At 68.0% G+C, this 10,229-nt stretch carries 12 protein-coding genes; 5 read left to right on the forward strand and 7 right to left on the reverse strand.

Going from position 1 to position 10,229, the window contains the following annotated elements; all coding sequences use genetic code 11:
* Positions 1 to 88 precede the first annotated feature (88 nt).
* Both R1101_RS0109505 and R1101_RS0109510 read right to left on the reverse strand, forming a co-directional pair.
* Positions 89 to 418, reverse strand: coding sequence for a branched-chain amino acid transporter permease (locus tag R1101_RS0109505; RefSeq protein WP_016933208.1), 330 nt, complete (start codon positions 416 to 418; stop codon positions 89 to 91).
* Positions 411 to 1,109, reverse strand: coding sequence for an AzlC family ABC transporter permease (locus tag R1101_RS0109510; protein WP_016933209.1), 699 nt, complete (start codon positions 1,107 to 1,109; stop codon positions 411 to 413). Before R1101_RS0109510 ends, R1101_RS0109505 begins: the two co-directional genes overlap by 8 nt.
* Before the next feature lie 53 nt (positions 1,110 to 1,162).
* Between R1101_RS0109510 and R1101_RS0109515 the strand changes: the two genes are divergently transcribed.
* Positions 1,163 to 1,894, forward strand: a complete 732-nt coding sequence (locus tag R1101_RS0109515; RefSeq protein ID WP_016933210.1) for a M50 family metallopeptidase — start codon at positions 1,163 to 1,165, stop codon at positions 1,892 to 1,894.
* Here the strand turns inward: R1101_RS0109515 and R1101_RS0109520 are convergent.
* Positions 1,863 to 3,647: a 2-isopropylmalate synthase gene (locus R1101_RS0109520; RefSeq protein WP_016933211.1), complete on the reverse strand. Its 1,785-nt coding sequence runs from the start codon at positions 3,645 to 3,647 to the stop codon at positions 1,863 to 1,865. The genes R1101_RS0109515 and R1101_RS0109520 overlap by 32 nt on opposite strands.
* A gap of 186 nt (positions 3,648 to 3,833) precedes the next feature.
* Between R1101_RS0109520 and R1101_RS0109525 the strand changes: the two genes are divergently transcribed.
* Positions 3,834 to 4,505 (forward strand): FadR/GntR family transcriptional regulator, encoded by a 672-nt coding sequence (locus R1101_RS0109525; RefSeq protein WP_006553137.1) that lies wholly within the window; start codon positions 3,834 to 3,836, stop codon positions 4,503 to 4,505.
* Between the two features lie 49 nt (positions 4,506 to 4,554).
* Here the strand turns inward: R1101_RS0109525 and R1101_RS0109530 are convergent, their stop codons facing one another.
* Together R1101_RS0109530 and R1101_RS0109535 are read right to left on the reverse strand one after the other, a co-directional pair.
* Positions 4,555 to 5,205 carry a cyclase family protein gene (locus R1101_RS0109530; RefSeq protein ID WP_016933212.1) on the reverse strand — a complete coding sequence of 217 codons (651 nt, stop codon included), beginning with the start codon at positions 5,203 to 5,205 and terminating at the stop codon, positions 4,555 to 4,557.
* A gap of 19 nt (positions 5,206 to 5,224) precedes the next feature.
* Positions 5,225 to 6,031 carry an acyl-CoA thioesterase domain-containing protein gene (locus tag R1101_RS0109535; protein WP_016933213.1) on the reverse strand — a complete coding sequence of 269 codons (807 nt, stop codon included), beginning with the start codon at positions 6,029 to 6,031 and terminating at the stop codon, positions 5,225 to 5,227.
* Positions 6,032 to 6,072: 41 nt separating this feature from the next.
* Here R1101_RS0109535 and R1101_RS0109540 point away from each other — a divergent pair, with 41 nt between their 5' ends.
* Both R1101_RS0109540 and R1101_RS0109545 read left to right on the forward strand, forming a co-directional pair.
* A complete protein-coding gene (locus tag R1101_RS0109540; protein ID WP_016933214.1) occupies positions 6,073 to 7,167 on the forward strand; it encodes a nucleoside hydrolase in 1,095 nt (364 codons plus the stop codon).
* A gap of 38 nt (positions 7,168 to 7,205) precedes the next feature.
* Positions 7,206 to 7,604: a histone-like nucleoid-structuring protein Lsr2 gene (locus R1101_RS0109545; RefSeq protein ID WP_016933215.1), complete on the forward strand. Its 399-nt coding sequence runs from the start codon at positions 7,206 to 7,208 to the stop codon at positions 7,602 to 7,604.
* A 62-nt stretch (positions 7,605 to 7,666) separates the two neighbouring features.
* On the opposite strand, the gene R1101_RS0109550 is transcribed toward R1101_RS0109545, so the two are convergent.
* Entirely contained in the window at positions 7,667 to 9,079 is a 1,413-nt protein-coding gene (locus tag R1101_RS0109550; RefSeq protein ID WP_016933216.1) for an FUSC family protein, read from the reverse strand.
* Between the two features lie 70 nt (positions 9,080 to 9,149).
* On the opposite strand from R1101_RS0109550, the gene R1101_RS0109555 reads away from it, so the two are divergent.
* Positions 9,150 to 9,662 (forward strand): MarR family winged helix-turn-helix transcriptional regulator, encoded by a 513-nt coding sequence (locus R1101_RS0109555; RefSeq protein ID WP_016933217.1) that lies wholly within the window; start codon positions 9,150 to 9,152, stop codon positions 9,660 to 9,662.
* A 13-nt stretch (positions 9,663 to 9,675) separates the two neighbouring features.
* Here R1101_RS0109555 and R1101_RS0109560 read toward each other — a convergent pair whose 3' ends face one another.
* The gene (locus R1101_RS0109560) at positions 9,676 to 10,155 is read right to left on the reverse strand and encodes a hypothetical protein (protein WP_026003079.1); all 480 of its coding nucleotides are present in this window, start codon (positions 10,153 to 10,155) and stop codon (positions 9,676 to 9,678) included.
* Positions 10,156 to 10,229: the final 74 nt, after the last annotated feature.

Here is a 10,229-nt window from a genome sequence, read left to right on the forward strand (position 1 = left end):
TGTTCGTCGCCGCGATGGTCGCCGCGCGCCATCGTCGCCCCGGCGCCGAGAACGCCGTCGAGCGCGAGGAGACCGTCGCCGCGCCGGTTCAGGTCCAGAACGCCGACGCGACGAGATAGAGACCCGTCCCGACAACGGTGCTCAGCGCGGCGTTGCGTCGCCACAGATGCACCGCGATCGTGCCCGCGAGACCGACGCTCGCGGGTAGCCAGGTCGACTCCCCCACGTCACGCAGTGTGTACATCACCAGGATCACCATGACGCCCGCGGGCATCGTACGGCCCAGGAAATCGACGAAGGCGGAGTTCTTCAGCGCCGACAACGCGAGGAACGGCGCCGCGCGCAACGCGACCGTCACGACGAACATCACCGCCAGAGCGCCGAGGACGTATCCGGCGCCGGGCACCGACTCAGGCACGGGCCACCTTGTTCCGGTAGACGAACCGCACGAACAGGCACACCACGAACAACCCGAGCCCGACGACGAGCATCTGGCTTTTCGCGACCAGCAATGCGACGAGACCGCAGACCAGCGCGAGCACCGGCGCCGGCACGTCGCGGTTGGCGCGGAAGGCATCGATCGCAAGCACCGCGAACAGTGCCGTGAGGGCGAACTCGAGTCCGGCGAGCCCGTCGGGGAGCACTGCCCCGATCAACGCGCCGATCGTGCCCGACACGACCCACATCAGCTGGCAGATCACCTGGACCGTGAGGATGCGGGTACCCGAGAGCGGCTCACGTGCCTTGGGGGCGACGATCGCGTACGACTCGTCGGTGAGCGCATAGACGCCGTAGAGACGCCCGAGCCGGCTGCGGATGCGGTGCAGCGGGAACGACAGGCCGTAGAAGACGTGCCGGAAGTTCACCAGCAGCGTCGCCGCGACGACCGAGGCGAGCGGCGTGACCGCCGCGATCAGACCGATCGCGAGGAACTCCATCGACCCCGCGTAGATGACGGTGGAGAAGATCGGCGCCCACCACCATTCGAACCCGCCCTGGGTGAGAACCACACCGAACGCGAGCCCCAGCGGGATCAGTCCCAGCCCGACGGCCCAGGAGTCCTTGATACCCGCGCGGATCTCGAGGGTACGGCGGTCGGGCATGCTCATCAGGCTATCGCCGGGCCGGAAGTCTCGGCGCCCGGCCCGGAGGAAGGTGATCTGTGTCCACCTCGTTCACGGAGGTCGTGTCCTCCGCCTGGCAGGCCGTGTCGACCGTCGACGAGCCCGCTCCGACGATGGTCGTCGTCGGAACGGCGATCGTCGCACTCGTGCTCGTCACCGTTCGGCCGCTGTGGTTGAAGACCCGCCATGTCGTCACGCAGGCGCACGAGGGGTCGCACGCGCTGGTCGCGGCGCTCGTGGGCCGAAAGCTGTCGGGCATCCGTCTGCACAGCGACACCTCGGGGGTGATGGTGTCGTCCGGCAACCCGCGAGGCCCCGGCATGGTCGCGACCACCTTCGCCGGGTACACCGGTCCGGCCGTGCTGGGATTCGCGGCGGCGACGCTGCTGACCCTGGATCGGCCCGCCGCGGTGCTGTGGTCGATCCTCGCCGCGCTCGCCGTCCTGTTGCTGCTGATCCGCAATCTGTACGGATTCGTCTCGGTGGTGATCGCGGGTGCGCTCGTCGGTGCGGCCGCCTATCTCGGGGACCCGATCGTCCGGTACACCGCGGCGTACCTGATCACATGGGTCCTGCTCCTCGGCGCGACCCGCCCGGTCCTCGAACTCGCCCGCACCCATTCGCGCGGTCGCGGCCGGGGTTCGGACGCCGACCAGTTGCGCGGACTCACCCGCGTTCCGGCGGCCGTATGGATCGCACTGTTCGCGATCGTCACGGCGGGTACAGCCTTCTACGGCGTCACACGGATCGTGGTGACCCAGCTGTCCTGAGTGGCCTCGGGATGCAGGCGGCAGCACGGACGACCGCGTGCAGGCTCGCGGTGAGCACGGAGCGGTGACGCCCCGCTGCCCACCGTGTGTCGTCGCCGCTGCGGAATTCGATCAGGGTGAGTGCGTCGGTGCCGACGCTGCTCTGATGGAGGCCGAGCACCTCGATATCGATGCCGAGACGGGCGAGAGCGTCGGCCGATGCTTCGACGGGACCCACGCCCTCATGGGCACTGCGGTGTTCGGTGCCGTCGACACCCAGCGTGATCGTGGTGCCCGCGTCGGTCACGTCGAAGGCGCGCAGCACCGGTGCACCCGGGACGTCCGGCCGTGCGAGATATGCGGCGTCGAAGATCTCCCACAGTTCGGTCGCAGTGACCTCCCCGCCGCTGGTGTCGGTGTGGTCTTGCACGTGGCGAGTGAAGTCGATCTGGAGCCGACGCGGCATTTCGATGCCGTATTCGCTCTCGAGCAGGTAGGCGACCCCGCCCTTACCGGATTGCGAATTGACACGGATCACCGCGTCGTAGGTACGTCCTATGTCGGCGGGATCGATCGGCAGATATGGTACTCGCCAATCGATCTCGGACTCGGGACGGCCCTCGGCGACGGCGCGTGCCCGGTGCTCGGCGAACCCTTTCCTGATCGCGTCCTGATGAGTGCCGCTGAAGGCGGTGTGCACCAGGTCGCCGACATACGGGTGCCTCGGGTGGATCTCGATGCGATTGCAGTATTCGACGGTGCGGCGGATCTCGTCGATGTCGGAGAAATCGATCATCGGATCGATGCCCTGTGCGTGGAGGTTCAGTGCGAGTGTCGCAATGTCGACGTTGCCGGTGCGTTCCCCGTTGCCGAACACGCACCCTTCGACCCGCTGCGCCCCGGCGAGGACGGCGAGTTCGGCGCACGCGATACCTGTGCCGCGATCGTTGTGCGGGTGCACGGACAGGATCACCGCGTCGCGTCGCGCCAGGTTGGTGTGCATGTACTCGATCTGGTCGGCATAGACGTTCGGGGTCGCGATCTCGACGGTGGCCGGAAGATTCACGATCACCGGCCGTTCGGGGGTCGCGTCCCACAACTCGGTGATCGCGTCGCACACCTCGAGCGCGTAGTCGGGTTCGGTGAGGTTGAAGACCTCGGGTGAGAACTCGAACCGCACGTTCGGCAGGTCGCCGGCCAGTTCCAGGACGTCGCGGCCACCGGCGACGATCAGTTCCGTCAGCGCGGTACGGTCGCGGTCGAGGACGACCTCGCGCCAGGTGGGAGCGGTCGCGGTGTACATGTGGACGACGACCTCGTTGCGGACACCCCGGACGGATTCCACCGTCCGCTCGATGAGGTCGCGACGTGCCGGGGTGAACACCACGATGGTGACGTCCGGCGGCGCGATGTCGGTCTCGACGATCAGGCGCACGAAGTCGAAGTCGGTCTGCGAGGCGGACGGGTAACCGACCTCGATCTCCTTGTACCCCATCGCGACCATCAGCTCGAAGAAGCGGCGTTTGCGGCCGGGATCCATCGGTTCGGCCAGTGCCTGGTTGCCGTCGCGCAGGTCCACCGGCACCCACAGCGGGGCCGCGGTCAGACGTTGTGTGGGCCAGTTCCGTTGCGTCAGTGGAACCTCCACGCGGGAGTACACATCGCGGTAGCGATGTGAGGACATGGCGGAGTGCCGCTGCCTGTTCCAGACGGGGGCGTCGGCAGGAACCGGACCGGCAGGAGTGGAGATACGCGGGAACGTGCTGGTGCTCATCGGAGAAGTCCTTCGTCGATCGTCGTTACGAGGGACCGGCGCGTGTTCGACTCCACGACGGGGAGCCGGTCCGGCTAGGCCCCGCCGTGGCGGCGAAGGAGAAGGAACGCGAAGGAGCGCATGCCCGAAGGCTAACATAACTCCTCAGACAAGTAGAGGAGTAGGCGACTCTGCGATGATGGAACCATGACCGTCGTCCGCCGCGAGCCTCTCGCCGACCAGGCCGCCGAACTGCTCCTCGAGCGCATCCGATCCGGAGAATGGCCGCTCGGCGCCAAGCTGCCCGGCGAGACGACGCTGGCTCCGCAGCTCGGCGTCGGCCGCTCCACCGTCCGCGAAGCGATCCGTCAGCTCGCCGGACGCGGCATCCTGACCACCCGGCAGGGCGCCGGCGTGTTCGTCACCGCTCTCGACGCACCCGAGGACTGGACGCGCACGGTCGCGCGCGCCGACATCCTCGCCGTGATCGAGGCCCGCATCGCCGTCGAGGTCGAGGCCTCGGCCCTTGCCGCCGCGCGCCGCACCCCCGCCGAACTGCGGGCATTGAAGAAGTCACTGCGGGAACGCGAAACCCATCGCACGGCCATCGAGGAACACGTCGACACCGACATCGTCTTCCACCGCACCATCGTGGTCGCCGCACACAACCCGATCCTTCTCGACCTGTTCGACGGCTTCACCCCCCGTAACCGTCACGCCATGATCGAAATGCTCCGCACGCGCGGCACCCACGGGGACGACGCCGACCACGATACCCACCGACGCATCTACGACGCCATCGCGGACCGTGACGGGGTGACCGCCGCCGCCGTCACCCGCGACCACTTGTCCTCGCTCACGACGGCACTCGGCCGATAGCCGGGCCGGTTTTCTGCGGACGGTTCTCGACCTCCCGGGTGCGGGACGGTCACTTCTCGATCTGCATCGCGACCGCCCGCACCGGGGCCCCGTCGACACCGGCGAACGGGATCGGCAGCAACGACACGAGCGGATCCGCGAAGTCGATCGCTTCGAGATTGCGCAGGTTCTCGCAGATGATCGCGCCGGCCTCGGCGAGCACGTGATGCGCCGCGAGCGTCTCGTCACCCGTAGGGTCCACGCTCGGCGCGTCGATCCCGAGGGTGCGGACCCCGCGGTCGAGCAACCACCGGCACGCGTCGACGCTCACGGCCGGATGGTCGAAATACCGATCGGTGCCGAAATACCGCGACCACCCGGTGAGGACCAGCGCGATGTCCCCGGGACCGATCGTGCACCGGCTCCACATGTCGGCAGTGACGAGCGAACCGGCCTCGACACGAGCGCGCACGTCGAGCACCACACCGCGTCCGACGAAGACATCCGGCGGTACCGCGTCGATCGCGGCGCCGCCGCTGCGCACGTGCCGGGGCGCGTCGACGTGGGTGCCGGTCTGCGATCCCATGTCGATGCGCATCAGGTCGAATCCGTCGGTCTCGACGGTGGCGTGCGGTGTGAACGTCGGTGCCGGATCCCCGGGATAGATCTGGATGTCCGGGGAGATCACGTGGGTCAGGTCGACGATCCGCCGTACGCGCATGACATCACTCCTGTTCGGATCAGCCGAAATCGACCTGCCGTTGCGCATTCGCGAGCGCCGTGACCACACCGGTGCCGAACGCGCCGAGACGGTCGAACAACACCGCCGTGCCGACCGCGACGCCCTCGCTGCTGATGTGGTTGTCGGCCTCGATACCGACCTCCGGTCCTTCCGGCAGACGGGACAGTGCCAGGGTGACATCGGAATTGATGTAGCCGACGCCCTTGTCCGACCAGTTGGTCACGAACGACGTGCCCTCACCGACGGTCGCGGTGTTGACGAACGGCGACAGCTCCTCACCGACGATGATCGACAGCTGCCGCGACCACAGGCGCTTGCGATCGGAGTTCTGGTGTTCCGACCGCACCCGCGTCCATCCCGGGCCGTCGCTGCCGTACCACGACGAGTACTCGAGCGGTCCCGGCTGTGTCTCCGGCGAACCGGGCGGAGGCGTCGGGGACGCACCACGCATCCACACCGATCCGGGCGGCGGTGCCGACTTACGGAGGAAGGTGAGCGTCGCGCGCGCCGACACCTCACCGCCCTGCATCAGGTTCGCGTCGGCGACGCGGATGCGGTTGCCGTCGCGCACCCGGGTGGTGGTGAAGGTGATCGGCTCGTTGCGCACCGGCCTGAAGAGATCGAGCGTGAACCGGGACGGGACGAAACCCTCGACGGCATGGTGGATCTCGAGCTCACGCGCCACCAGGCCACTCACACACGGCCCGTTGAGCATCGTGTCCGACCACGGACTGGTCGCGTACTTCGTCGGCAGGTAGACACCGTCGTCCTCGGTGAAATAACCGCGGTTCTCACGCTCGTGCATTCGAAAATTCTCCCAGCACCGGACGCGGCGCGCTCATCGGGATGCCCCAAGATGGGATCGTGCACGTACACGAACCCGATGTTCCGGCCACCCGTACCCGCCTGATCGTCGACGTCGACACCGGCATCGACGACGCCCTCGCCCTGCTCTATCTCGTCGCGAGCCCGGAAGCCGAGATCGTCGCCGCCCTGTGCACGGCGGGGAACGTGCCGGTGGACCAGGTCACCGCCAACACCCTGTCGTGGCTCGAGGTGTGCGGCCGGCCGGACATCGAAGTGGCTGCCGGATCGCAGGTTCCGTTGGTCGCGCCGCTGATGACCACCGAGGACACCCACGGTCCGCAGGGGATCGGGTACGCGGAACTTCCCGCTGCGTCGCGCTCGCGGTCGTCGCGATCGGCCGCGCAGGCGTGGGTCGATCTCACCCGCGAGCATCCGGGGGAGCTCACCGGGCTCGTCACCGGTCCGCTCACCAATCTCGCGCTCGCCCTGCGTATCGACCCCGGGCTGCCGGCGCGGTTGCGTCGCCTCGTGATCATGGGTGGATGTTTCCACCATCCGGGTAATACGACACCGACCTCGGAATGGAACGTCGCGGTGGATCCGGAGGCCGCCAAGGTCGTGTTCGACGCCTTCTCGATCGTGCCTCCGGACCGGCGGCCGATCGTGTGCCCGCTCGACGTCACCGAGTCGATCGAGATGTACCCCGAGCATGTCGCGCGGATCGGGGACGTCGTCGGGGTGCCCCGCTCGGGGGAACTCTCCCCGGACGCCCCGCGCGGTACGCGGTCGACGGCCGATGTCCCTCTCGTCCGCCACATCTCCGACGCATTGCGGTTCTACATGGAGTTCCATCGTGATCAGGGCCTGGGCTTCCTCGCGCATGTGCACGACCCGTTCGCCGCGGCGGTCGCGCTGGGCGCGGTTCCCTACACCTCCCGGCCCGCGACGGTCGACGTCGAACTCGACGGGCGGCTCACCCGGGGTACGACGGTCGCCGATCTGTCCGGTATGTGGCAGAGGACGCCGAACGCGGTTATCGTGGCGGGCACCCGCCCGGCCGAGTTCTTCGATCATTTCGTCGAGCGAGTGGGATCGTACATTCGCGATTTGAGCCTACCCCCGAGTAAGAACTAGCGTCGACAGCGCACAGTTCGGGGACAAGGAGATAAAACGTGGCACAGAAAGTGCGCGTCCAATATTTCGACGATATCGACGGCCAACCGATCATGGACGGCCTGGCGCAGTCGTTCCGCATCACGGTCGACGACGACGAGTACGAAATCGACCTGCGGCCGGCGAACGCAGACAAGTTCCTGGCGGTACTCCGCCCGTGGCTTCACGAGAAGGCACCTGCGAAGCCCGCGTCGACCACCCGCACCATCACGCCGAAGAAGACGGCAGCACGAGCCCGCACACGGACGGCAGGAACCCACAAGGCGATTCCGCCCACTCGGTCGCCGGAGCAACTGGCCGCGATCCGACACTGGGCTCGTAACAAGGGTTACGACGTCAGCTCGCGCGGCCGGATCCCGCGGCACATCCTCGAGCGGTTCGAAGCCGCCCACTCCTGAGCATCACCCCGCCGCTTTCCGGCGGCAGGCCATGAGCACCACCGACGACCGGTGCCGTCTCGTCACGCGACGAGATGGTGCCGGTCGTCGCGTCGGATGGTCACCGCAGCGACGATCACGCCCACGACCACGCCGATGACGGTGTCGACGACCCGGTTGACGGCGAGGCCCGGACCCGCGTGCTGCCCGAGACCGGTGAGGAGCAACGCCATCGTCGTGACCCCGACCGAGGCGAGCCCGTAGTTCCGGGTCACCGTGAGTTCGGTGAGCGTCTGGAACAGCACGGCGGCCGCGACCACCGGCCAGTAGCCCGGATCGAGCGCGAGCAGCGCGGCAGCGATCATCGCACCGCCGACATTTCCGATCAGACGCTGGATTCCGCGCTGAACGGTGTTGCGGTAGTTCAGTCCTTGCAGCGCCGCCAGGGCACCCATCGCAGCCCACAACGGATGGTCGAGCCCGATCAGTGCGGCGAGCGACGCGGCGAGCAACGACGCCACGAAGATCCGGGCCGCTCCGATCAGCACGAGGCGGTCGAGCAGACGACCACATCCTTCACGGACGAAGCCGGGCGGCGTCGGCAGCACCGGCTGCCCCTCGACATCGACGCGTGGAATCTCGATGTCGCGCCGCGCTTTCCGAAGTTCCGACTCGAATCGGGTGAAGTCGTCGCGGCGCGCGCGGAAGGTGTCGTGCGGCCCGCTGTCGAGTACCGTCTCCGCCGCGTCGAGCAGGGCGGCCAGTTCGTGGACATGGACGTCCGGACGCCGCGGAGCGTTGAGCGCGACGGTCTCGCGCGCCTTCCGGATGCTCTGCCGCGCTACGGGAACGGCTTCCGCACCGCGGGTTTCGACGGCGGAGACCGCCGCGAGGGCACGCGCGACCGCGAGACGAGCGGGCGTGTGGGGATGGGAGAGCGCGGGCAGCATCGCCACGACGTATCCGAGCAGCGCACCGATCGCCGCAACGGCGGTGACCAGGCCCGCATCTCCCCATCCGTCGGAGAAACCGGCGGCGCCGGCGGCCGCGAAGATGAGGATCACCGGACCGGGGCCCATGAGGGAGAAGGCCGTGAACACCCAGTACGCGACGGCCGAACCCACTGAGAGCACGACGATCTGCACCCACAGTGGAGCGCCCATCGCGCCGAGCGCAGCCCCGAACGCGGTGTACCCGACGATGCCGAGACCGACCCACGGAAGTCGCACCGCGAGACGCGGATACGGCTCGTATCTCAGGAAGGCACTGGTAAGTGCGCCGAGGGCGGCGAAACCGGCCACCTGCGCGTAACCGAGCAGACCACCGCCGACGAGAGCGAGCATCGTCGCGAATCCCACACGGAGCGCGACGGCCACGGTCGGGTCGCCGTGACGCACCTCGAGGGCGTCCTTCCACGCACTCACCGACAGTGGATGCGCGAGCGCTCCCCGGGTGTGACGGAGCTGAGGGCGGTCGTCGAGTCGGCGGTCGAGCATCCGTCCACCTTATTACTTCACTAGTAAAATATCTATGAAATTGTTCGTCCGCTGCCGTTAGACTTGCCACATGCCCTCCGAGACACCCCAGCCCGATTTCGTCGATCGCGTACGTCTCGGATGGACCGCTCACTACCCCGACCTCGACCTCCGACCCATCGACGTGATCGGCCGCATCACCCGCATCGGGTCGCTCGCACTCACCTGTTTCGATCGGGAACTCGAACCGAGCGGCATCAGCCGCAGCGAGTTCGAGGTGCTCAGCGCGCTCGCCCGCAGCGACCATCCGTTACGTGCCAGCGAGGTCACCTCGATCACGGGCATCTCCGGTGCGTCCACCACGAAGCACACCGAGCGACTCGCCACCCTCGGTCTCGTCGAACGCACACGACTCGAGCGCGACGGCCGCGTCGTGCTGCTCACCCTCACCGACGAAGGCCGCGCACTGGTCGAGGCCGAGTTCCCCCGGCGACTGGCACGCGAGAGGCAGATGCTCGAAGGACTCGGCGACGACGAACTGCAGACCCTGTCCGACCTGTTGCGCAGAGTCGTCCGCAACGTCGAGAACCACTACCCGCACTGAACACCGACGACGGTCAGGGCATCTCGTGCGTCTCGGCCCGTTCGATCTCGCTCACGGCGCGGCGCAGGTACGCCTCGGGAGCCGCGCGGCGCGCAGCGACGAGGTCGGCCACCACGAGCAACCCGGCCGCCAGATACTGCTCGGGACGGATCCTCGGACGTTCGGCGTCGGGATCGGACACACCGAGCGCACCCGTGAGCACGGCGACGACGGCATCGGGTTCGAGCGACGGCACCCATCGCAGTCCGGAGCGGACGGAGCGTTCGAGCACCGCCTGCACGTCTTCACCGGCCAGGCCGTCGGGATGCAGTTCTTCGAGCAACTCCCGGACCATGCCCGCGTGCACGGCCGTGACCTGCTCGTAGGGCAGGTCCGCCAGCACCGCGACCGCCTCGTCGAAGGGCTCGGCCGACTCGCTGTGGACGGCGGCGAGCGCATCGGCGGTGGCCGCCGCGATCTCCCGCGGCGTTCTCGGCCAGTGGTCGGGCCACACAGCGATCTCCTGTCCTCCTCGTGGACGCCCGGTCACAGGCGTTCCTGCAACGCGAGCGCGTCGTGCGGGGCACA

Origin of the sequence: Rhodococcus sp. R1101 (assembly GCF_000278445.1) — a bacterium.
GTDB classification, from domain to species: domain Bacteria; phylum Actinomycetota; class Actinomycetes; order Mycobacteriales; family Mycobacteriaceae; genus Rhodococcus; species Rhodococcus gordoniae.

Bases quoted from the DNA above. Each gene is read 5' to 3' on its own strand.
- R1101_RS0109540 (WP_016933214.1), top strand. From the start codon at position 6,073: ATGCCCCAAGATGGGATCGTGCACGTACACGAACCCGATGTTCCGGCC.
- R1101_RS0109535 (WP_016933213.1), bottom strand. From the start codon at position 6,031: ATGCACGAGCGTGAGAACCGCGGTTATTTCACCGAGGACGACGGTGTC.
- R1101_RS0109520 (WP_016933211.1), bottom strand. From the start codon at position 3,647: ATGAGCACCAGCACGTTCCCGCGTATCTCCACTCCTGCCGGTCCGGTT.
- R1101_RS0109530 (WP_016933212.1), bottom strand. From the start codon at position 5,205: ATGCGCGTACGGCGGATCGTCGACCTGACCCACGTGATCTCCCCGGAC.
- R1101_RS0109525 (WP_006553137.1), top strand. From the start codon at position 3,834: ATGACCGTCGTCCGCCGCGAGCCTCTCGCCGACCAGGCCGCCGAACTG.
- R1101_RS0109550 (WP_016933216.1), bottom strand. From the start codon at position 9,079: ATGCTCGACCGCCGACTCGACGACCGCCCTCAGCTCCGTCACACCCGG.
- R1101_RS0109555 (WP_016933217.1), top strand. From the start codon at position 9,150: ATGCCCTCCGAGACACCCCAGCCCGATTTCGTCGATCGCGTACGTCTC.
- R1101_RS0109510 (WP_016933209.1), bottom strand. From the start codon at position 1,109: ATGAGCATGCCCGACCGCCGTACCCTCGAGATCCGCGCGGGTATCAAG.